Here is a 21,244-nt window from a genome sequence, read left to right on the forward strand (position 1 = left end):
GGCACAGATGAGCTTTCCTCGACTGATGGGCCTGATGCGCATAGCGTTGCTGGTCTGCCTCGCGGCGTTGTCGACAGGTGCAACGGCGCAGGCAGACGCGACCTTCCCTGTCACGACACCCTCGACGCCGTCTCCCACCGGCTCTGCGGGGTCAGGCGCGGATAACCAATCCGGTCCCAACCTCGCCGGGCCGAAAGGCGCGGTCGGGGAAGCCATCTCTAGCGCGCTCAAGAAGTTCACCGATTCGACGGCGCAGGTCATCAATGCCGCGGTCGGTATCAGTCACACGATTACCCCAGAAGCCGCCAAGTTCGCGGCGGCGCTGGGCATCATCACCATTGTCCTGGCGGCAATGCGCTTCGCTGGCGCTCACCACCCCGTCACCGCGTGGACGAACTTCCTGGAAGAGATGGCGACGCTCGGGATATTCGCCGCGATCTATGTGGGATACGAGCGGTTCGCGCCAGGCATCTACCAGTACTTCAACACCATGGCCACGTCCATCGCCGGCGGCGACCTTTCGCCCGGTGCGACGTTGGCCACGACGGCCGGCAATTTGTGGGACTCCTACGGCAATGCCCTGAATGCCGCGACCTGGTACCAGAAGATTGGGGTGGCCCTGGCCCTGATCCCCCTGCTGCTTGCCTTCGCCGTGACGGTGGCGACATCGGTGATCTACAACTTCTACATCTCGCTCGGTCAAATTCAGGTGGCCATCGGCATCGTCGTCGGCCAGCTCGCGGTCGCCCTGGGTTTTTCCGAATTCACGCGCAAATACTTCCTCGCCTGGTTTGACTACATGGTGTCCGGCTCTCTGTATGCAGTGGTCGCGGCAATCATGTCGAAGCTGGTGACCGCGTCGTTCGCATCTTCACTCGGTGACGTGAACTCGATCGGTACCGACACGATGGCGGGCGCCTGTTATGCGCTCGTGCTGAGCATCTTCCTGCTGTTCATTTCGTTCGAGATTCCGAGCATTGCAGGCAAGCTGTTTGGCAATGGTGCCGGCATCAGCGGCGGGGCCGTAAAGGGCGGCATCAAGGCGGCGTGGGGCCTTGGCAAGCGCATGGCGGGCTGACGATATGAACCACACGCCAATGCCCATCGCTGCATTGACCGCCACGCTCGGTTCGCGGCTGGACCTCGTTCGGCAGTACGCGAACGAGTCGTCGAGCGCGGATTTCGAGCGCAAGTGGTTGTCCGTGCTCGAAACCTGCGCCGACTGGTATTCGTCGATGCCGCTGCGCCCCGAACAGCATCCGGAACCCGGTGGCGCGTTTCGCGCCACGGTCGAGACCGTCTACTACGCCCTGCGGCTATCCGGGGGACAGAAGTTCGGCGCCGACCAGCCCTCGGAGCGTCGGCGCAAGCTCGAACCACAATACCTGTATGCCGTGTTCCTCGCGGCGTGCTGCACCTGGCTGGACGAACCGTTCCGCCATTTCCAGTTCTACCGACTGAGAGACCAGGCCGAGTGGAGCCCTGCCGCGCATGGCGCCTTCTCGGCTTGGCTGGAAGGTGGCGAATACCGTGTGCAACGCCGAGAGGCGCCATTGCCCATCGAGCGGATGCGTACCGCCCTGCTCGCACGTTCCATCCTCGGCAACACTCGGCTGGAGCTGCTCGAGAGCATGGTGCAAACCGACCTCTTCGGTGCGATCAATCCGGAGAGCCGCCCGGCCGGTACCGAGTCGCTGCTGCACAAGGTCCTGCGTCAAGCCGTGGCGGTGACCTGCGACACCGAGGACAAAGCACGGCGCGCGCGCTTTGCCCCCGATACCACGCCGATTCCTCCCGCGAAGACGTTGGAGGACGGATTTGCCGCTCACGCTCAACCGGCCCCGGCGGCCGAGAAACGTCCATCGCAGCCCAAAGCCAAGGCGGCAAAGAGCGAGCCGTCGGCAGCGGATAGCGTCTCGGCGCTGTTCGAGCAGGCCAAGGCCACGCCGACGTCAACCGCTTCAGCTTCGCCTGAGACGCCAGCGCCGACATCGGAGAAGCCCAACACCCAAAGCTCACTGTTCGACTTGGACTCGATGCAGGTGCCCAAAGAGCCAACGGTCAAACAGGAAGACCCGTTTGCCGAAATCCTGAGTTCTGCGAGCACGCTCATGCGCGAGTTCTTCCGCGCACTCGTGCAGGACGTCGAGTCGGGCAAGGTGGCCGTGCACTGGGCCGAAAAGGGGCTGGTGCTGCAAAAGCGGATTCTCGGCAGCTACGGCATCGCCAGCGAAACGCTGGTGGACAACCTGCGCAAGCTCAACCTCCTCGCCAGCTCGCAGGGCGCTGACATCGTGCTGGTCGAGCGCATTGGCTCGCTGATCCTCGCCCGTCCGCAGCAATGAACTACGTGAGCCACTTTCGCCCGATCTTCGAGGCCCGCGCGGCCGTCGGTTGGCTGATCGGTTTGATCTTGCTCCCCCTGTCCGGCATGCCCCACGCATGGGCGTTCGCGGTCATTTGTGCTCTGTTCCTCGTGGCGCGCGCCTACCAGGTGCGCAAGGCGCTGGCCTTTCGCATGTCGATTTCGACGCGTTGGCTCACCCTCATTCAGATCGACGTGCTGCTGCGCACGAGTGCCCGCATGCGAGCCGACCTTGACGCGATGTACTTCGGTAACGGCTTCGAATGGACGCAGCGCCATTGCCAGATCGCGCACGACATCTTGCGCATGCCGTCCACCGAAATTCCGGGTCTTCCGAAGTGGCTCCCGCCGAAAGTCGCCAAGCGAATCGAGACCGCGTTTGCGCCGCCCAACAGCGTCCCCGACACGGCCCCGCAGGGCAAGTCCTGGATCCACGGGATGGAACCCAACAAGATCGAAGTGCCCCTGCACTATAAGGCGCTCGGCGGTCACACGGCCGTGAGCGGCACCACGGGTGCCGGGAAAACCAAGACCTACGAGCTGATTGCGACACAGGTCATTCACAGCCCCAACAAAGACGTCCTCATTATTGTCGACCCGAAGAACGACAAGGACTTCAAGAAGCGCGTCGAGCGTGAATGCAAGCGTGCCGGTCGCAAGTTCCTGTACTGGAAGCAGGCTGCGCCGTCCGAATCGATTCGGATGAATCCGGTTGAGAATTGGTCGCAGCCGTCGGAAATCGCCAGCCGCGTCTCCCAACTGATGGAAGAAGGCCCTTTCCGCGACTTTGCCTTCCTCTTCATCGACCGCGCAGTCAAGGGTGAGCTGTACGTCGGCGACAAGCCGAACCTCCGCTCGATCCTGAATTACGCACAGTCCGGCATCAATGGTCTGCTCGATCGATGCCTGCGCCGATTCTTTCCGGAAGCGGGCATGCTCGACTGGGAAGACGAGGCCAGAGGCTTTCTGCAGCGCATCGCCCAGAAGGGCGGGGTGGATCCTCTGCAGGGGATGGTTCAGCTCTACGTCGACAACTTCGCAAAGAAGGGCCTCGGCCACGAGACGATCGACGGCCTGGTGGCCACCTTCGTGCACGATCGCGAGCACTACATGCGGATCATCGCCTCGGCGCTGCCGCTGCTGCAGATGCTGGCTACCGGCGAAACCGGTCTCATGCTCGCGCCGAAGGCCGACGATTTCACGGATGACCGTGAGATCTGGGATATCGAGCGCGTGATCAAGCAGAAGGCCGTCCTGTACGTTGGCCTGGATTCGATGTCCAACAGCATCGTCGCCAAGGCGATCGCTTCCATGCTGCTGGCCGACGTGGCTTCTGTCGCGGGCGCCATCTACAACTTCTACGAGACGCCACCCGACATCGTCTTGCTGGTCGATGAGGTGGCCGAAGCCATCAACGAGCAGGTGATCCAGATTCTCAACAAAGGCCGTGGCGCCGGCTTCCGGTCGTTCGTGGCGTTCCAAAGCCGCTCCGACCTGGAAGCCAAGCTTGGCAGTGCTGCAAAGATGCTGCAGGTGCTCGGCAACCTGAACAACCAGATCATCCTGCGCCTTGAGGATACCGACACCGCGCAATGGTTCTCCGACAAGGTGGGCGAGACAGCCATTCGCAACATCGTGGTGTCGAGCAGCGCAAGCACAGGTTCCGAGTCGCACGTCGGGGAATTCAGCGGCTCCGTATCTCGCTCGACGCAGTTGGAGAAGGCGCCGCTGATTCCGCCACGCCTCATCACCGAACTGCCGAACCTCCAGTACTTCATGCGCATCTCCGGTGGCTCGGTCTACCAAGGTCGCATTCCCATCATCCAAGGATAACTGCAGCATGCCCAGTCTGTTTCGACAAGTCGTGAACCAGTACAAGCTTTCGTCGAAGCTCGCGCCCGTCTTCATCGCCTTCCCGGAGCTGGATGACTCCTGCAAGCGCGTCGTCGATTTTCTCGGCGTCAATTTTCGCGTGCGCGAAGAACCCCTCGTGGCCGAGATGCTGATGGATGCGTTGTCGGCTTACCGCCAGGCGCGCAAGGAGGGCGACGCGAATATTGCTTTCGTGCGCGGCCTCTTCACCCGCTCGCACGAGATCTTTTCCATGCGCTACGCCGCGTTCAAGGGCGAGAAGTACCACGTCTGGGCACCACTGCAGGAACCCATCCCGGACTTCGAGGCACGCCAAAGCGCCGGCTACCAGTGCCGCATGGTCGATGAGCCCTGCCCTGACGACGTGACGCCGCGCAGCGCTGCCATGCAAATGGCTGCGCGGGTGCTCAGTGGGCACGTCTTCTGCCGCTATTTCGAGGAATACGATGTCGCTGAAGAATTCGCTCATCGCTAAGGTGTCCCGGCTCGATCTCGATACGGTCGGCCGTATCGAACTCGCCGCCCGAGGCTACCTGCAGGAACTGGCCGAGATTCCGCCCGAGTACGCCCGCGGCCGCGAAGCACTGTGCTTCGCGCTGCAGAGCGTCGCACTTCGCCGACCGGCGCTGTTCTGGTTTGGGTTGGCTTCCGTCATCGTGACGCCGGCGTTGCTGATCCTGCGCGTGGTGCTCTGATGGCTGACAGTCGCTTCGCCTCGCACCTTCGCCTGTGGACGCTTGTTGCCCCGATCATGCTCGCGGTCGGCTGTCCCTTCCTCGAAGGCGATACCACATTCGAGATTTCCGACGCCGAACTGGCGTCGGTTGAACTGAACCTGGGAGACACCGCGGCGACGCGGGCTGCGGATCGGACCAACACGCAGTTTCGGCACTGGTTCGTCGAGTCTGGCGCCATGAAGGCGTGGACGTCCACGCTGCCGAACAGCACCGATATCTCCGACGCTGGCGCGACGGACATGAGCAACGCTTGGCTGCGGCACTTCTGGATGTCCATCTACCGAGGCATCTTCCGCGCGAACGTCGCTCTCTCGTGGGCATTCGGTGCCTTCGTCTTCGGCATGGCCATGATGAACGACGGTGCCGTCTCGCGCCGAATCAAAGCAGCTGCTGCCGGGTTCGCAAGCCCCGTTGCTTTTCACGTGGCGGCACACGCCACGGTCATCACCCTGGGATTGGGCACGTCCGCCCTCCTGTTTCCATTTTCCTTGAACACGATGTGGTGGTCAGTCGGCGCGCTGGTGTTGGGCGTGCTCGGCTGGCGGATGGCTGCATCGTTTCACGTAGGCCGATAGCCGCGTTTCATTCCGTCCCACTGGCGCCCATTTTGGGAGCAAATTTTAAGGAGCACACCATGCAGAACACGATCGATAAGGTTGCAGGCGCCGACAACTCCGACGTTGCCGTGACGACGAACGGGGATACCCTTCCCAACGATGAAGTTGAATCCAGCGCCGCAGCGAATACGGCAGGCGCAACAACACCGTCCGACGTTGAACAAGAACTCAACGAGATGGAGAGCGCGGTCGATGCGCTGCAGCGCGACAGTCTGATCTCGGCGGCCGACGCGGACAGCCAGAAGGGCGAGGTTGCGCGCACCCGCAAAATGTTCCGCGAAATGTCGCCGGATGATCGCGCCAAGATCGTGTCCCGCCGGCGCGAACTGGGGCGCCAGATCCTGACCCGTCAGCTCGCGGGTGCGTCTGTTGTCGAGACTATGGTCAAACTCAACCACACGCGCCTCAAGCCCCTGTTCGAGCAGTGGTGGCCGTTCATGAACCGGATGACCATCAACCTGACCCGCTTCGGACACAGCACGTTCACCGCGTCGGAGCTGTCGACCATCACAAAGCACTTCGAGACACAAATGGCCAATCTGGAAGCCTACGTCGATGAGCAGCTGCGCGTCGCCGAGGGCTATCGCGCAGCACGCGAGAAGGACATGGAATCCAGCGGCGCAATGATCTGGAAGCCGTCGGTCACAAAGCCGTCGATGGAGATGGTGGTCGAAGCATACTCGCCCTTCTCGATGCGGGCTCTGGGCGTGCTGAACAAGTTCGACCGGGCCATGGATCACTTCGACTTCATGGTGTGGAACGCCATCCGCGATCAGTCGGACGTGAACGAGGAAGTGAATCGCTTCCTGCGCAAGTTCCAACCGCTGGCCATTCGTTGCTACACGACGCACCTGCGTCTGATGACCACCGTGCGCAACATCTGATCTGAGCGCGCTCGTGCCCTGCCGGACGACCTCCGCCGTATCTTCACCTGTTGGTGGCGGTACGGCGTACGCATCGGCACAGAGGGTTCCGCCGGCGGCGGGCCACATGCGCTCGGCATTTCCTGAATCGCCTGCAAACGACATCACCATGGAAGCGACATCGCTGCTGAGCGAGATTCGATCTCTCAATATCGCGTATCTGCGCCTTGCTCGCAGGCTGCTAGCCACCGATCAAGCCCTGGCGACAACTGCGCTGGGTATCTCTCAATCGATGGGCGAGGCATTGCTGACCCTCGACGAAGAGGCATGCGTGCGCATGGCACAGACCAATCTGTTTTTGTGCCGCATCCACTTTGATGATCGGGTGCTCGCTGCGCTGTTGGCTGGACCTCGCCTGGAGCTGTTGGAAAGCCCTGCCTCGGCGGGCAAGGCGGCCCCCGCGATTGCGTGACGCCCCGGGTTCGGCGCGCAGCGGTCTACTCCACCGACATTTTTTGAAGCCGATTGCCGGTTTTTGCGAGTCACTGCCATTTATGGAGTGGCGACGCACTCGATCGCTAACCGCTTACACATCCATTGGGAACACCATGAACTCACAGGCCACACTGACAAAGCTGTCCGTCGCATGGACGCTGGTCCGCCACATCGCATTCTGGGGTGGTTGGGCTTTCCGCTTGCTGGTTGTCGTGCCGAGCGTCGCGTTCTGCCTACTGCTTGCGATCCATAGTGACTTCTCATTCTCCGCGATCCCGCGCGAGCTGCTCCAGTCCGTCGCTGATAGAGCCAAGTATCCGGCGGCTCCGGCTGGCTATATCACGATGCAGACATGCAAGGACACCACGTCTGCCGTCAAAGGCTTGCCCCCGCCGCAGGCCCTGTGCAAGACGTTTGGCTTCGAACAGCAGTCGATCGACGCTTCGGCGCGCGAAGCGGGGATGAATCTGGCGCTGATGTACAGCATCTTCGCGCTTCTGGGCTGGGGTTGGTACTTGTTCTCTGGGTCCTTCAACGACAGCCTGCGCGCATTCCGCTCGTCGCTTCAGAAGGTCCGTCGAGCCTAAGTCCCGGGTGCCTGCGAGTTTCCAGAAGCTTCACCCGGCTCGCAGGCCACTTGCCGACCCCATCGGCCATCGCAGGCTCGGGGTTGGCCACCGTATTGGTTTCTCAGATGCCCACGTCAATCCTAGACGAACTGAACCCGTCACAGCGCGAAGTGGCAGACCTACGCCTGCACTGTGTCGCCGTTGCCTGCCCGGGCGCCGGAAAGACAAAGACAATTGCGACCAAGGCAGCCATTCTTCTCGCCGATCCCGCATGCAGGGTCGGTGCTGTGACCTTCAACAAGGAGGCGGCCACGGAACTGCAGGAGCGCATTCGCGCGCTGGCCGGGCCGGCATCGAAGGCTCGCCTGTTGGCAGGGACCTTTCACGGGCTGGCGTTCAAGCAGCTCACACCAAAGGGATGCAAGCAGCAGGACATCGCCAACGAGGGGGACCAGTTGGCGCTGGTTGCACAAGCCCTGAAGGAAGCCGACCTTGATTGGAAGGAAGAAGCCGCTTTGGCCGCCATCGAGGCAATCAAAATGGACTTCGGCAGGGTTCCGCCTGGCAGCGTTGAGGAGCGCCTGTATTCGGCATACCAACAAGCGCTGGCGCGGAACGGGAAGCTCGACTTCCAGGACATGCTCTGTATGGCCATCGAGGGCATGGAGCGCGGAACCATCTCGCCCTACCCTTTCACGCACCTGCTGGTCGATGAGTTCCAGGACACCGATCCGCTGCAATACCAGTGGGTCGCGCAGCACGCGCGCAGTGGCTCGATCGTGACCGTAGTCGGTGACGATGACCAAAGCATCTACGGCTTCAGGGCCGCGCTCGGATTCCGAGGCATGGAGTCGTTCATCAAGGAGTTCGACGCGCGTCCCGTGATTCTGGGGGAGAACTATCGCTGCAAGTCAGAAATCCTCGCCGCTGCCGACAACGTCATTCGGAACAACAAGGAGCGCATCCGCAAAGATCTGGTCGCCGCGCGTGGCCCCGGCGGCCACATCTCGTTTCGGCGCTTCGATGACGAATATGCCGAGGCCGTGAACGCAGTGGAGGCCCTCGCAGCGTCGATGCGCGCCAGCAAATCGGCAGCGATCCTGGCAAGAACGAACCGTATCCTCGACCCAGTTGAGGCCGTCTGCCGCTCCCATGGCGTGAAGTATTTCCGAGCGTCCGGCAAATCAATCCTGAGCCGGGCCGAGGCCGCGCTAATGTGCAACCTGCTCGAACTCATCCAGAAAACGAAGACCAACGGCCTCGATGCCGTGCTGGCGTTCGCTGGCGTCGGAGCGCAAGACCTCAAGACGTTGCACAGCCGGATCGGTCCCAGTCTTGAGCAGCGGCCGCGCAAGGAGCTGGTCGAGATGGGCCTGGCCGAGAGCACCGCGGACACGTACCGGGAGCTGATGAAGCGGCTTGCCGAATGGCGCGGTCTCTGCGATCGGAAGTTCTATCCGCTCGTGCTGGAAGGTGTCTACGAGTGGATGGCTCAACGTGCCAAAGCAGACACCGCCAAGCGTGCGGTCACCACGACCTACGACGTGCTGAGCCGCCTCAACGGTCCATTCTCGGATCGTATCGCCTTCCTGCGGCGCGAGAACAACGTACCGGCGGCCGACGCGCTGATTCTCACGACCATGCACAACTCAAAGGGCTTGGAGTGGGATCACGTATGCATCATCAGGGCTGAAGAAACCGTGGTGCCGAACGAGAAGAGCACAGAGTCCGAGGAGCGTCGCTTGTTCTACGTGGCCATGACCCGTGCGCGCGACCGTCTTGAGATGAGCACGGCGAAGAAGAATCCAACCTCTCGATTCGTTCTTGAAGCCGGTGTGTCGAAATAATCAGCTAGACTTTTCCCGACAGCACGAAGTTCAGAATTTCGCCGGCATTGGGTTCGCCCCAAGTTTCGTGTGCCACCCATTCGAAAAAATTCGATTCCGCTGCCTTGGAGGGCTTCTTGCCTGCGACGACCTTCAACTCCTTCACAGAACACTGATCGTTGTAACGCGAGAGCATCGCCGACTGATCGTCAGCGGATAGTTCCCCAAAGTAGCCCTGCGCATGCGGAATGCGAGCTGCGAGGTATTGCGCCCGCGCATCCTCTTCATTCTTTGGGCTTCGTGCCAACGGCTTCTGCTGCTGTTGACCAGCTCCGGCAGACTCAGCCTTGCCCGCGCCCTTGCCCCAATCCTCCGTAAGCGACTTGCGAAAGTACGCCGGGATGTTATCCAACGGCGGAACACCCTTCTTCGCTTGTCGAGCGCGCGTGTAGCTGATTGCCTCCAGGATGCGTTCGGCTCCGAACGTGCGAACGAGGCGCTTGGCCTCGGAATGCGGGACACCGAACTTGACCACTGTGTTGACTAGGTCTTGGTGAGGCTCCTCCTCCAGTGCGCTCACTTTGCGACTGATCTTGAATTGAATCTCACCGACGGTTCGGCCGACCTTGTGCTCGATCAACTCGATCTCATGGTCTGATACATCATTGATTTCGGCAATACTCGGCGTCAACACCGCTCGCTTGAAGATCTTGTATTCCTTGTATTTGGTCTCGCTCTCTTCGCGTCCGAGTATGAGATTGCGAAAGGTGGCCAGTGGGATACGTGCGGTCAGGCCTATCCGTTCGAACCGTACAGTGTTCTCCCACAACGCAAGCGAATAGGACCGCCGGAACAGCTTGGCGATCCGCATGTCGATCATTGCGTACCGTTGGGGATCCAGTAGCTCCTCACTGATCTGCGGAGCGAACGAATACGACAAGACGGAGCCCACAATCTTGGCGCCGGCAATGAGTGTTGAACCCGTCCATGTCGACGTGCCGTCGCTATTGAGCTGATCCCAATCCACGACAGTGCGCATCAACGATTTTGCGGTCTCTTTGATGTATGCGTTGTCCTTCGTGGTGAGGTCGAGCGCTGCCATCATCTGAGGGATAGAGACCTGAAACGTGTTGTTTGTTTCTCGGCCTGCCAGGCGTTGCTCGATGGCGTTCTTGATCAGTGCATTGAAGATGCGGCGCTGCTGGAGCGACAGCGCACTACCTACCGGTGAAACGTGGATCGCTTGAACCGCCTTCTTGAACGGCTCAGGAGCCTCCTGTTGTTGAAACAGGGCGATCTGGGAACCCTTCTTTGCTTCGGGTACGCGTGCCATGACCTAGTGGGTGGGTTCGCTATAGGTGAAAAACTAGGGGTAGATTTTTCACCTATAGCGCTCGTTTGGCAATCTTACGTTGCCAGGAAGGGACAGCGCTCGCTGCCTGAGTGTTCGACTCTTGATCTCGCTCTCCCCAAAAACGTTCACCTTTTACGCGGGCTTTCGGCCCCGCATTCCTCGAAAGGTGAACGGATTTGGGGGGCTTTCCGCAGTTGCCCGTCCATCTATTGTGCTCCATAGCGCTCATTTGCCCATTTCGTAAGCATTGGAAGGGGCGACAGACTCTTGAAGTCGTCTCGGGTGCGCTTTCGGAGCCAATTGCCCCAAATCCTTTCACCCTTCCCCTCCCCAAATCCTTTCACCTATGCCCGGGAGCCTGGGGCTGGATGGAAGTGGGTACTCACGGGGTTACCCCAAATTCGTTCACCTATGGAATCCCCAAATCCTTTCACCTATGTTTGCAGGCATGGATTTGTGCGGGAGTGCCTGCTCGCATGCGCCCCAAATCCTTTCACCTTTCATCTCCCCAAATCCGTTCACCAAGCGGGTCCAACCTACGGTCTCGTGTGTCGCACCTGGGCTGTACTCTAGGGTGGCTCTCCCCAAATCTGTTCACCCTCGCCATCCCCAAATCCTTTCACCTTTAGGGTTCGCTGGCGGCGCCCCAAATCCGTTCACCAAAGCCCCAAATCCACAACCCCTTGGCCCCAATGGCTTTCACCGTAGCCCCAAATCCACAACCGGCGTTCCCCAATGGTGTTCACCCAATCCACAAATCTATGCACCATATGACCGGCAAAGCCTTACTGGGCTTGGGTTTCCGGAGCCTAAATGTTGTTTAAAGGTTTAAAGTGTTTACGTAAACAAAGTAAACGCTGCGTCTCTTTCAGAGAGCGTCAAAAAAAGACAAAGACCCAGGTACACCTGGGCCTCGTCGTTGAAAAACCTGCATACAGCGTGCTGTTGCTAGCCCGCTGATGGCTCTACCAACTCTTGGTCAACCAGTGCCTTCAGCTTCTCAGCCAGCGCCTCTTGTTTATCAGCCGGAATTTCCTTCAGCTCCAAGCTAATTCGGCCGTCAGGAAATGTCTTAAGTTGGCCGCGCTGCACACCATCAGCTTTGAAATCGAAAAGCTGGTGGTAGCGAGTGCGACTTCGCTTCGCGGTAGCGCCCGGGCCTTGCAGGTTGCGCAAGATGAGCTCCAATTCGCGCACCGTTCTCTTGCCTTCGATAACTGCCGTCAGATGACGATCAGCGCCTTCCTCCCCGACACGGTCGAAGATCAACTTGAGGCAGTAGGCCGCCTGCAACCCCACACGATCAGCACTTTCTGCCATGCGCTCTAGAATGGCTCTCGGCAGTGCGTTCAGCGAAAGAACCTTGCTGACGTATGCCTTGTCTTTGGTGACCTTCTCAGCCAGCGAATTTTGATCCGCGACCACCTGTTGCTCGATCAATTGCTGCCACGCAATCGCGTCATCGAAGATTGACTGCCGCTCGTGGTCGTTGTTCGCTCGGTAAGCCGTGGTGTAGAGGTCGATGGGCAGTACGTCATGACGTTCTTCGGCATCGATGTGCGTCTCGCCCAGCGATCTCTTCGCACGCAGCCGACGCTCGCCGTCGATGATCACATACTTGCCAGGGAACTGAGGTAGGCGCGTGAACTTGATGGCCTCAATTTGGCCTTCCCTTTGAAGGGTTAGGGCCAACTCTTGGATTTTCGCCTCTGGATAGAAGACGCGAGGGTTGTACGGGTTCGAGACGCAATCGGCAATTGCGATGCTCTTGCGCCCACCAACTGCGGACGCAGTTGGGCCGGCAGCAGGTTCCACCGTGTTGGCGGTTGTCTCGGTAACGGGTTGAGATTCTTGCTCCTGAGGGGAAGCCGGAGGCGGTTCCTGCTCTCGCTCGCGAGTCTGAATGGCCTGCTGCTCGTTCTTGAACCCCTTAATCAGCCCGCTCGCGAGGGTGAGCTTTGGGATGGGCTGCCCCTTTGTTGTCGAGGCGCCTTGCACTTTAGTGTCCTTAGTATTCTTAGACATTTTCCACCTTTTGCGAACGCGATTGAGTGATGTGCTGCGTCAACTCAAGGACCAGCGACTCGATTTCAGCGCGTGCTTCCTTCAACCCCTTCATGTATCGCCCGCACTCATGTGCGGTAGTCCCAAGAGCAAACAGCTGCCGATAGATTTCACGTTGGGCAATTTGACTCTGGAGCAGATGCGTACCAACGTCTTGCTGGTTCAGCAGCGAAAGGATTTCTTCTCGCATGCGTGTACGGCCATTGATGTTGTTCAGCATCAGTGCGGAAGCTAATTCCGGATTGATGCGCCGTTTGATGTTCTTGATTTCGTTAATCATTGCCAGAGTGCTGAACAAGTCAGCCGGCGATGGCCCCATTGGGATCAGGCAGAAATCTGCGATGCCGAGCACCTCGGGCGTTCGCGGGTCCTCAAGGTTACCAGGGCAGTCCACAACGACAAGATCGTATTTGCCTTGCAATTTTTGGATTTCGTTTCCGATCTTAGAACCTGCGGGAGCGAGACTCGCCACCGAAATCTTGAGAGGCTCCTCACCGCTTGTTGCCCATCGCAATGAGGTGTTCTGAGGATCTGCGTCGACTAGAGCGACGTCCGTGCCTCCAGATTGGAAGGCAGATGCGAGATTGAGACTCAGCGTTGTCTTACCTACGCCACCTTTTTGGTTTGCGATTGCAATCGTAAATGCGCTCATAGGTTCTCCAAGGTTTTTGTGATTTTAGCGAGACTTGCTGTGAACTCAAGGAATTTCTTATCTCTCTTAGTGTTTTTCTCATCAGCCGTTGTAAATGAGTTGCCACGTGGAAACTATCCTCGTCATGCACTGTGGACTGAACTTTGCGACCAGTTTCCACGTGACAACCCGTCACATCTTTCCTGACGCTGGAGTGCAGTTGTCACGTGGAAACTCGTGCCAAGCATACGTTGCATGTGCGGTTCGGGCGAACGGGCTTCGTGGCTGACGGGAACACTTGGAGCTATTAGCCGAATCGGCGATCGCAATGACGCGAAGTCTGGGCGAAACTTTTACGGATCTACCGAACCCCATTGGTAGCTGCCACCTGGAAACGCGATGGGCCCCTTTGCTGGCGTCACTATCCAGCATCTATGTGATGCAATAGAAGGTTCAGAAGTACGGTCTCTGGCGGCAGTCGGCGACAACATGTCGCATGATTCTGCGTGCGCATGACACTCGTCTGATAAGTTGTCACGTGGAAACTGCAGCAATGCAGCTGGGGATGCTTGCGGGGCGAGTTTCCACGTGACAACTCATTGAGGGGTTCACGGGGGCTCGCTATATACTGAAAGTTAGCCCAATGAAGGACGGGCTTCGTTTGATCTTGGCGCCAGCTTAAGGACAGTGCCGGCTAAGCCTGCAAAGACGGGGAAGTTGCGGCCCCCGCATTCGAAAATCACGAACGCTTCCAAAACCCCCGCAGCTCCTTCATCCGAATGGCCTCTTCCGACGTCACGTAGACCGTCGTGGTGTCGAGCGACTTGTGCCCCAGGTTCTGCTGCATGATCTCGACCGGCGTGCCGGCGGCAATGGCATGTGATGCGTGTGAGTGTCGCAGCCAGTGCGTGCTGGCTTCGTTCAGCCGTGCTGCTCCCTGCGGATCGGTTGCCTCCAACTCGGTTGCGCAGGCCTGGAAGAAGCGCTTGATCTGCCGGTAGAGCACACCCGGCGTCAGCGGAGCGGCAGGGCTCGCCGTGTCCCGCTTTGCCCACGGCGCACGCTCAGCCTGATCGGTCGCGTGGCCGAGCAGGGCCACCGGCTCACGAATCTGGGCGGGGTCGCTGGGGAAGCCGCGGGAGTCCAGGTACGCGCCCAGCGCGTGCACGACCTCATCGGGCACTGGCACCTCACGTACACGCGACCCCTTGCCGACCACGGTCAGCCACCAGCCGTCCATGCGTTCGCCGGAGCGGGGGAGGGCGAGACTGCGCCATGCCAGGTCGGCCGTTGTCGCTCCCACGATCTCCGCGAGACGCAAGCCCGTGGCGTAGAGCAAGGGCAAGGCGACCTGCAGCCGCAGGTTCGATGACGTGCGCTCCAGCAGGAACAGGCGCTCCACCACAAACGCCCATTGGTCCTCGGTCAGACTGCGCCCAACGTCCAGCTGTGGTTTGCCACCATTCGTCGCCCGCACGCCGCCCCACGGATTGCCGCTCAGATAGTTCTTGTCGTTGAGGTACCGGTACAGGTTCTGCAGCACGGTCAGGGCATAGGCCTGCGACTCGGGCGACAGCTTGCCCTCGAACGGTTTCCAGCTCGGCGTCCACCGTTCCCGAGAGCGTGGCGCACACCAGTCGTCGGGCACGTCGGCCAGGAAATCGCGGTAGGCGACGCAGTCCTCAGTCGTCATCGACGAGAGCGGCTTGCGCCGAATCCAGATGGCCCACAGCAGAAAGCGTTCTGCCTCCTTGCGATAACTGCGCTGGGTGTTGGACAGGTAGTGCAGCCAATCCAGCGGGCCGGGCTCGGTGATGACATCGCGCCGGCCGGTGCGCCGCCGGGCGATCTCGGCAGGCGGCAGCCCCGGTTTCGAGCGCAGCCAGGTGAGTACCGCCTCGTAGTCGTTCTGGGCGTCCAGCAGGCACTCGACCGGGGGCCGCCGGAAACGGCCGTTACTGCCGTCGAGCGCGGCCGGCACAACGATCTTTTCCAGGGGCAGGAGGCCAGTGCCGGATGCCACCACGCGGTCACGCTCGTGCGCGGTGAGTTGCCGGCGCGGGATCCGGGCGTGTTCGCCCAGTTTGCGCGCCAGCGTGTCGGCGTTCGCGCGCAGGAAGCGCTCGATGGCGTGGGCTTTCTTCTCGCCGACCCCGCGCAGCGCGCGGAACCAGCCGCCGCCCAGGCTGTTGATACGGTCGATCAGGGTGCCGATGGTGGCTACGCCGGCGGCCTCCAGCCGATCCGCGACGCCCGCGGCCAGCCACGCGTGGCAGTGGTCGTCGACCCGCACCGGCTCCGCCAGCACCTGTTCCAGGTCGGCCAGCAGGCGCAGCTGCCGCTCCATCAGCTTGGTCCGGCGCTCGGCCCGCTGCACCGCGTCTCCGAAGCGCTCCCGATAGGCTTCGAGCTGCTCCTCGATGCTGAAGTCATCCAGCCCGTTCTCCAGCGCGAACTCCTCCAGCGCTGGCAACGCGGGTCCGCGCTGCGCAAGGCCGGAGAGGTCGATGCGGATCAGGCGCACCTTGCCGTAGTGGCCGGCGCGGCGCACGGCCGCCGCCAGTTCAGCGCGCAGCCAGGCGGTCATGCGCCGTACCTTCGGGTGCGCGACGAAGGTCTCCTGCGTCAGCTCGGCCTGCGCCTCCAGTTCGCCATCGATGGCCAGGTAGCGCGCCCACATCGGCCGGGCATCCAGCCCCTGGACGACCGCGCGCAGGAACGCGAAATGGCCACGGTGGAGGTGGCGTCGAACGACAACGCGGCGGCGGGTGGGTCGAGTGCGCTTTATTTCACTTTGCAGCGTCTCGAGGCTGGGGGGTGGTTCAGGGTTGTGGTCGGGGTCGAGCGGGTCCATGGGCGGCGAAGCGTTGTCGGGCTTGGGTTTCCGGGCCTGTTGGAAAACGCGAAAAAGTGACGTTCTCGAAAGCGTACATTAATTTCACAGTACATGATAAGAATACTTATCAACCACAGTAAAAAGCGCACTTCACTCGATGGAGTGCGCTTTTAGGCATGTTAGAATCAGCCCAATAGCCTCCATCCAGACCGAAATGTCGTCGCCGACCTCAAAAATGGCGGCCCAGCGCCAAGACTGGGACACTGCCGAAAGCCGCTGCGCTGAGCGTCGCGAGCTGGCAGGCGCGGCGGCCAGCGCGGCCGTCGCGGTAGAAGAGGGGGTAACGGTGCGCTTCCGGCCGATCGGACGGACGGACGTCGATGCTGCAGATCGCTGGACCTTCGGAGGCTATGCCCCAGGCTGGCTATGGTCCCGCGAGTTGACACGGGCTCGCCGTCGGCCGCGCCGCGTGGAGGCCGCCGTTTATGCGGAGTTGCCGGATCACACGCATGTCTTGTGTGGCTTGATCCTGGGGCGGATCAGTAATCGACACGTGGTCGCGTCGATCCACCTGCTCAGCCGTGCGCCGGCACCTAACCCGCTGCAGGGCCGCTTTGCCAAGATCGCAGTGCGCTACCTGGAATTCTGTGCGGCGGCGTTTGACTGCACGACGGCCTCATTGCAGCGGCCCATTCCCGAGTTGGTAGATTTCTACAAAAGCCTGGGCTACTCACGGGTCGTGGAGAAAAAGGGTAAGATTGAGAGACTTGAGCGCGATCTGGGGGCAGTCCTGTCCGCAATGCGCAAGGGAGATCAACCATGAAGCCGACAGCACGCAAAATTCGACGCCAAGCGCTCCTGGCCGAAAAGCCGGAACAGGTCGCCGCGCGCCTCGCCGTGTTCGCCAAATTGACGCGCGAACAGGCGGTCGCGCGCCGGTCGGTAGTGGAGCCCAAAGTAGCAGGATCGGTGTTGGCAGGCCGGCGCGTAAGGGTTGCAGGCTGAGGCCACACTCGCACGTTACAGGAGCCGCCTTCGGGCGGCTTTTTCATATCTGCAATGACTGCATCAGTGCTGAACCATGATCTTTCGGGGGACTTTGAGCGCCTGCTCACGTTGGTGATGCAGCTCGTTGAGTCCCAGGCCGGGCAGCAGATCCCGGTGGACCAGCTTTGGATGAACGATGCGCAAGTGCTGGGCAAAAAATTCTGTTACCACGTAGCCTCGCTGCGCCTGATAGCCCAACCGGTCCAAATCGATATTGCCGGGTATGGCGCAGATCTTCACATCGACCACAGTTCCGTGATGATTCTTGCGCGCGCGGCTCTGGAGACCTACCTCACGTTCGCCTACATCTACGGCAGCAAAGATGTGGAGGTCCGACAATTCCGCCATATGATCTGGCGTCGTGCCGGCCTACTGGACCGACAGGCGTATCCGGCACGTGCGCCAGAGCACCAACAGAAGTTGGCCGACGAGAAGACAAGGATCGATCAACTCCAGATCGAGATCGAAGCCCACGGCGTCTGGCAGCAGTATTCCGAACCGATGCGTAAAAAGGTTCTGAAGGGCGAATGGCGCGCCGGCCAGTCTTGGATCGACACTGGCATCGCCGCCGGTTTCCACCCCGTCTATATCCGCCAAATCTACAGCTTCCTCTGCGGCTACGCGCACTCGAGCTGGCTCAGCATTCTGCAGATTCGCGATGCACAAGCGCTTTGCGACCAGGAGGCGATGGCCGCTAGGTTCGTAAGCGTGGCCCTCGTTTTCATGAGCTTCTTTGCAACGAGCTACGTTGCCTTGTTTCCGCAGGCTGAGGCGGTCCTGGCCAGCAACACCGAAGCGGCCAACCTTGCCCAGCGGTGGCATCTGACCGCTGATCGCCAGTCTGCCCTGTATGGCACAACGAACTGAGCTTGCCGATTCGCCTATGCCCGCCGACCAAAACCCACCTGCTAAGCAATTCCCCCGGAACGAACGAGTGCCGGTGGCGCGCGCGGTTGCCACGACGATAGAACATGCCACGGCCGCCCAAGTCAAAGCGCTGGCGGAGCCGTTCAAGGGAACCTCGGTGGGTCAACGGTTCTTCGGACCTGGCTGGATCGGTGAAGATGGCGTTGCTTGCATAGTGTTCATCGCCCAGGACCGTGACACCATCCAACGGCTACGTCGACAGCGGACGTGCGTCGCAATTGGTTGGCGTTGGAACAACACCCCCTCCATGGTGTTTTCCTTTACGTTGATGACAGAGGGAAAGAATCCCCATCCCCACACACGGTGGATGCGGCCGAGCGCTGATCCAGTGGTTGCGGCGATTCGCCAGCGCGGTCGCTTTCGCATGATCGCCGTTTCGCCGGAGGGGTACCAAACTGTTTGGTTTGAGGCGCAGTTGCATTCGGGTTTTGGGGAAACCGCTCCCTCACTCCAAGGCATGGAGCAGCAATGGCAACATCCGGTGCCTGGACTGCAGGGGTCACGCGAGGGTCAGCGATTCGATCCATTCGAGCGCGAACGAAAGGCTGACACAACCGATGCCGCTCCTGCGATCCCGCTTTGGGCGGAACCCGCGTCAGACGTCTGGTCGGAGCTGAACTATGACGGGCCCTGGGCAGGCGACCTAAATGCAACAGACAAGGCTCGCGTCGCATGGGGCAGGCAGGTGTATCGGAATCGCCGCCTCGCCGCTGGCTTCGTGCGCGGAATTGCAGAGCGACAGGCATATGACCGCGTACCACCGGTCGTCACGGAAGAGGGCAACTGGCTCGGTGAGGGCATTATTGCCGAGCAGGGCAGGGTGCTAGTGGCGCGTGCGCCATTGATCGGACGTTGGCTGGCAGCATTGGCGGGTCCAGCCCCCGATGCGGAAGCTGCGTATCGGGCGTGTGTTGAGGTGCTGCATGACACGTACGCGCTGTTCTGTTTGCTCGACAAGCTGATTCCGCTGCTCAACGATGCGGGCGACCAAATGTTGTCCGAAGCCGCACGTTGGACGTTCGAGGCTGCTCTGTTGGATGACAAGATCACGCAGGGCGGCACCCACCGGCCCTGGTTCGCCAACACTGGGCAACACGGTTTGGAATTGCGTAGTGCGCCGTTCAACCTCGAAGCGTCGCTGTCCGACATCGAGGAGATGTGGCGCAGCGGTCTGGACATGCTGGACCTCATTGACGCGGGCCAGCGCCTCGGGCCAAACGATTTTCCGGTCCCGTTGTCGGATGTCTGTGAAGCCATGCGCGGCGTCGCGCTCGATGGCACCGAAGACGAAGCTGAAGCGACGATTCAGGCGATGCTGCGCGAAGCACAGGAAGCTCGGCAATGGACTATCCCGTGGGGCGCACGAGTAGAAGTGGCGTTCGGCCCATTCGTGGCGGTGCGGATCTTTGAGAACCAAGGCGAGTTCGCGTGCCAATTTCTCGACGCAGCGCAGCGCTACCACCATGTCGCGATTGGCATTGCCAGCGATCCGCCGCGCGCAACAGGTGGCCGCTTGATCCGCCCGCGCGATGATGATGGCGAAGTGACGTGGAACACGGACGCCGAGTTGAGCTTGCAGTTGATCGCAGCTGCGATCATCCGGGACTTTCTTGTGGTGGAGGAGCGAGAGTCGCTGTTTGGTACGCGAACGACAACGCGCCGCAGCCGTGGCCGTGACTTGACGACGGTGGTGTACCTGCCGCGCGTACGCTATAGCCGGCCCAATCTACGGCAGGCGACACAACACGCGCACGAATCTGGTCGTGCCCCACACGCTGTCACTCAACACCTGCGCCGGGCGGCAACAACATCGGCGACTCAGCGTTTTCTCGCACAGCGGTATGGAATGCACCTTCCAGAAGGGTTCACATTCGTGCGCCCACACACTCGCGGGGCAATGGCGGAGGCTGAGCGGGTGCGTGTCTACCGCAGCCGCTCGGCATCGCGCATGATCTACGAAGAGGTATCAACCGCGCCAGAAGGTGCGCGGCCGGCATGGTTTGAGTTCGAGCGGGATTGTATGCAACTGCTCAGGGAACGAGGGCTGCGCGTGATTCACCAGGCCGCCAGTCGGGATGGCGATGGTGGCGTCGATCTATACGCGGTTGACGAGAGCGGCCAATCTTGGATCGTACAATGCAAATGCTGGGCGGCGCATCGCAGTGTCGGCCCGGAAATCGTGCGTGAACTGCATGGGGCCATTGCCTTTGCTGATCGCGGCAGCAGCGGCACCAGCAAAGGGATCGTCATTACCACAAGCCGCTTTACTTCGGGGGCCGCCGAGGTCGGGCGCGAGTTTGGCTTCGAACTAATCGACGGCCAGCAATTTGCTCAGTGGCGCCAAAATCGGCATTGAAGTTGGTTCACTGTATGAGCGAGCACCTTGCCTTGCGAACGTGCGCGCTATCATCGAACGGGCCAAAACCCTCGAAGCACTCCCATGAGATCCCACACACGATGGCTCGCCTGCAACAGTTGTGGCGTCCTGCGTGACCACGTTCCCGAAAATGCCGGCGTAACATCGTTCGACGCGGCACACCGGGTGCAGCTTTGGATCTGCACGATTTGCGGCGCTGCCCACCCGGTCGCACCGGAGCATAGTGATCAGGCCGACCGCGAGCGATTGGAGCGCCTAGGACAGTTGCGACTAATTGAATGAAGAAAGCTTGTCGGCACCCGTTTGACACCGCATTCGGTCAATCGCGTTGCTGAACTATCAACACACACAACGATGAAGGAACGCGGATGAAGTTCTACCATTTCACGTCCGTCTCGTACGCCGAAACGATCCTCTCGATGGGGATTTCGCGTGGCCACGTGAAGCATGGTGACGGAAGCATTCGCAACTCAGTGGTCTGGCTGACGACGGATCCCGATGCTGATGGTCACGGCCTGACGACAGGCGACAAAACGTTGACCGCGAGAGACATGGAGTATCGGGGTCTCCTCGTTTTCAGTGCAATAAGTGACGGTACGAAAAGCTAGCACTGGCGCGGAGGTGGTGTTGGTAGATCGTTGATTTCATTGACTTTCCTGTTCAC

Annotated in this window: 18 protein-coding genes; 14 read left to right on the forward strand and 4 right to left on the reverse strand. The window is 60.5% G+C overall.

The window, feature by feature from the left end; translation table 11 throughout:
• The first annotated feature begins 7 nt into the window (after positions 1-7).
• The 10 genes from R2N11_RS16755 to R2N11_RS16800 all read left to right on the forward strand — a co-directional run bounded on the left by R2N11_RS16755 (position 8) and on the right by R2N11_RS16800 (position 9,365).
• Complete coding sequence (locus R2N11_RS16755) at positions 8-1,078, forward strand: type IV secretion system protein (protein ID WP_012435620.1); 1,071 nt, start codon at positions 8-10, stop codon at positions 1,076-1,078.
• Between the two features lie 4 nt (positions 1,079-1,082).
• Positions 1,083-2,345: a TraI domain-containing protein gene (locus tag R2N11_RS16760; protein WP_012435619.1), complete on the forward strand. Its 1,263-nt coding sequence runs from the start codon at positions 1,083-1,085 to the stop codon at positions 2,343-2,345.
• The gene (gene traD / locus R2N11_RS16765) at positions 2,342-4,198 is read left to right on the forward strand and encodes a conjugative transfer system coupling protein TraD (protein WP_012435618.1); all 1,857 of its coding nucleotides are present in this window, start codon (positions 2,342-2,344) and stop codon (positions 4,196-4,198) included. The genes R2N11_RS16760 and traD overlap by 4 nt, the downstream gene beginning before the upstream one ends.
• A 7-nt stretch (positions 4,199-4,205) precedes the next feature.
• A complete protein-coding gene (locus tag R2N11_RS16770) occupies positions 4,206-4,712 on the forward strand; it encodes a hypothetical protein (protein ID WP_012435617.1) in 507 nt (168 codons plus the stop codon).
• Positions 4,684-4,932 carry a hypothetical protein gene (locus tag R2N11_RS16775; protein WP_012435616.1) on the forward strand — a complete coding sequence of 83 codons (249 nt, stop codon included), beginning with the start codon at positions 4,684-4,686 and terminating at the stop codon, positions 4,930-4,932. Before R2N11_RS16770 ends, R2N11_RS16775 begins: the two co-directional genes overlap by 29 nt.
• A complete protein-coding gene (locus R2N11_RS16780) occupies positions 4,932-5,549 on the forward strand; it encodes an IncC plasmid conjugative DNA transfer DtrJ family protein (protein ID WP_012435615.1) in 618 nt (205 codons plus the stop codon). The genes R2N11_RS16775 and R2N11_RS16780 overlap by 1 nt, the downstream gene beginning before the upstream one ends.
• Before the next feature lie 59 nt (positions 5,550-5,608).
• Positions 5,609-6,475, forward strand: a complete 867-nt coding sequence (locus R2N11_RS16785; RefSeq protein WP_012435614.1) for a hypothetical protein — start codon at positions 5,609-5,611, stop codon at positions 6,473-6,475.
• Positions 6,476-6,581: 106 nt separating this feature from the next.
• Entirely contained in the window at positions 6,582-6,926 is a 345-nt protein-coding gene (locus R2N11_RS16790) for a flagellar transcriptional regulator FlhD (RefSeq protein ID WP_012435613.1), read from the forward strand.
• A gap of 136 nt (positions 6,927-7,062) precedes the next feature.
• Entirely contained in the window at positions 7,063-7,536 is a 474-nt protein-coding gene (locus tag R2N11_RS16795) for a hypothetical protein (RefSeq protein WP_012435612.1), read from the forward strand.
• A gap of 107 nt (positions 7,537-7,643) precedes the next feature.
• Positions 7,644-9,365: an ATP-dependent helicase gene (locus R2N11_RS16800; RefSeq protein ID WP_012435611.1), complete on the forward strand. Its 1,722-nt coding sequence runs from the start codon at positions 7,644-7,646 to the stop codon at positions 9,363-9,365.
• A gap of 4 nt (positions 9,366-9,369) precedes the next feature.
• Here the strand turns inward: R2N11_RS16800 and R2N11_RS16805 are convergent, their stop codons facing one another.
• The 4 genes from R2N11_RS16805 to R2N11_RS16820 all read right to left on the reverse strand — a co-directional run bounded on the left by R2N11_RS16805 (position 9,370) and on the right by R2N11_RS16820 (position 16,247).
• Positions 9,370-10,677 (reverse strand): replication initiation protein, encoded by a 1,308-nt coding sequence (locus tag R2N11_RS16805; protein WP_012435610.1) that lies wholly within the window; start codon positions 10,675-10,677, stop codon positions 9,370-9,372.
• A gap of 969 nt (positions 10,678-11,646) precedes the next feature.
• Positions 11,647-12,723: a ParB/RepB/Spo0J family partition protein gene (locus tag R2N11_RS16810; RefSeq protein ID WP_012435609.1), complete on the reverse strand. Its 1,077-nt coding sequence runs from the start codon at positions 12,721-12,723 to the stop codon at positions 11,647-11,649.
• Positions 12,716-13,414, reverse strand: a complete 699-nt coding sequence (locus R2N11_RS16815; RefSeq protein ID WP_012435608.1) for a ParA family protein — start codon at positions 13,412-13,414, stop codon at positions 12,716-12,718. Before R2N11_RS16815 ends, R2N11_RS16810 begins: the two co-directional genes overlap by 8 nt.
• A 718-nt stretch (positions 13,415-14,132) precedes the next feature.
• A complete protein-coding gene (locus R2N11_RS16820) occupies positions 14,133-16,247 on the reverse strand; it encodes a site-specific integrase (protein WP_012435607.1) in 2,115 nt (704 codons plus the stop codon).
• A gap of 196 nt (positions 16,248-16,443) precedes the next feature.
• On the opposite strand from R2N11_RS16820, the gene R2N11_RS16825 reads away from it, so the two are divergent.
• Genes R2N11_RS16825 through R2N11_RS16840 form a run of 4 tightly spaced genes read left to right on the forward strand, consistent with a single transcriptional unit; the run spans position 16,444 to position 20,559 of the window.
• Positions 16,444-17,052, forward strand: coding sequence for a hypothetical protein (locus R2N11_RS16825; RefSeq protein WP_225694715.1), 609 nt, complete (start codon positions 16,444-16,446; stop codon positions 17,050-17,052).
• On the forward strand, positions 17,049-17,234 hold the full coding sequence (locus R2N11_RS16830; protein ID WP_004635264.1) for a hypothetical protein: 186 nt from the start codon (positions 17,049-17,051) through the stop codon (positions 17,232-17,234). Before R2N11_RS16825 ends, R2N11_RS16830 begins: the two co-directional genes overlap by 4 nt.
• Before the next feature lie 54 nt (positions 17,235-17,288).
• Positions 17,289-18,143 (forward strand): DUF5677 domain-containing protein, encoded by an 855-nt coding sequence (locus R2N11_RS16835; protein ID WP_004635267.1) that lies wholly within the window; start codon positions 17,289-17,291, stop codon positions 18,141-18,143.
• 16 nt (positions 18,144-18,159) lie between these two features.
• A complete protein-coding gene (locus tag R2N11_RS16840; protein ID WP_004635269.1) occupies positions 18,160-20,559 on the forward strand; it encodes a restriction endonuclease in 2,400 nt (799 codons plus the stop codon).
• Positions 20,560-21,244 lie beyond the last annotated feature (685 nt).

Origin of the sequence: Ralstonia flaminis, assembly GCF_958415495.1 — a bacterium.
In the GTDB taxonomy this organism is placed as follows: domain Bacteria; phylum Pseudomonadota; class Gammaproteobacteria; order Burkholderiales; family Burkholderiaceae; genus Ralstonia; species Ralstonia flaminis.

Coding starts and splice junctions, on each gene's coding strand:
- R2N11_RS16840 (WP_004635269.1), top strand. CDS start 18,160: ATGCCCGCCGACCAAAACCCACCTGCTAAGCAATTCCCCCGGAACGAA.
- R2N11_RS16830 (WP_004635264.1), top strand. CDS start 17,049: ATGAAGCCGACAGCACGCAAAATTCGACGCCAAGCGCTCCTGGCCGAA.
- R2N11_RS16835 (WP_004635267.1), top strand. CDS start 17,289: ATGACTGCATCAGTGCTGAACCATGATCTTTCGGGGGACTTTGAGCGC.
- R2N11_RS16825 (WP_225694715.1), top strand. CDS start 16,444: ATGTCGTCGCCGACCTCAAAAATGGCGGCCCAGCGCCAAGACTGGGAC.
- traD (WP_012435618.1), top strand. CDS start 2,342: ATGAACTACGTGAGCCACTTTCGCCCGATCTTCGAGGCCCGCGCGGCC.
- R2N11_RS16760 (WP_012435619.1), top strand. CDS start 1,083: ATGAACCACACGCCAATGCCCATCGCTGCATTGACCGCCACGCTCGGT.
- R2N11_RS16775 (WP_012435616.1), top strand. CDS start 4,684: ATGTCGCTGAAGAATTCGCTCATCGCTAAGGTGTCCCGGCTCGATCTC.
- R2N11_RS16795 (WP_012435612.1), top strand. CDS start 7,063: ATGAACTCACAGGCCACACTGACAAAGCTGTCCGTCGCATGGACGCTG.
- R2N11_RS16815 (WP_012435608.1), bottom strand. CDS start 13,414: ATGAGCGCATTTACGATTGCAATCGCAAACCAAAAAGGTGGCGTAGGT.
- R2N11_RS16770 (WP_012435617.1), top strand. CDS start 4,206: ATGCCCAGTCTGTTTCGACAAGTCGTGAACCAGTACAAGCTTTCGTCG.
- R2N11_RS16785 (WP_012435614.1), top strand. CDS start 5,609: ATGCAGAACACGATCGATAAGGTTGCAGGCGCCGACAACTCCGACGTT.
- R2N11_RS16755 (WP_012435620.1), top strand. CDS start 8: ATGAGCTTTCCTCGACTGATGGGCCTGATGCGCATAGCGTTGCTGGTC.
- R2N11_RS16820 (WP_012435607.1), bottom strand. CDS start 16,247: ATGGACCCGCTCGACCCCGACCACAACCCTGAACCACCCCCCAGCCTC.
- R2N11_RS16780 (WP_012435615.1), top strand. CDS start 4,932: ATGGCTGACAGTCGCTTCGCCTCGCACCTTCGCCTGTGGACGCTTGTT.
- R2N11_RS16790 (WP_012435613.1), top strand. CDS start 6,582: ATGCGCTCGGCATTTCCTGAATCGCCTGCAAACGACATCACCATGGAA.
- R2N11_RS16800 (WP_012435611.1), top strand. CDS start 7,644: ATGCCCACGTCAATCCTAGACGAACTGAACCCGTCACAGCGCGAAGTG.
- R2N11_RS16810 (WP_012435609.1), bottom strand. CDS start 12,723: ATGTCTAAGAATACTAAGGACACTAAAGTGCAAGGCGCCTCGACAACA.
- R2N11_RS16805 (WP_012435610.1), bottom strand. CDS start 10,677: ATGGCACGCGTACCCGAAGCAAAGAAGGGTTCCCAGATCGCCCTGTTT.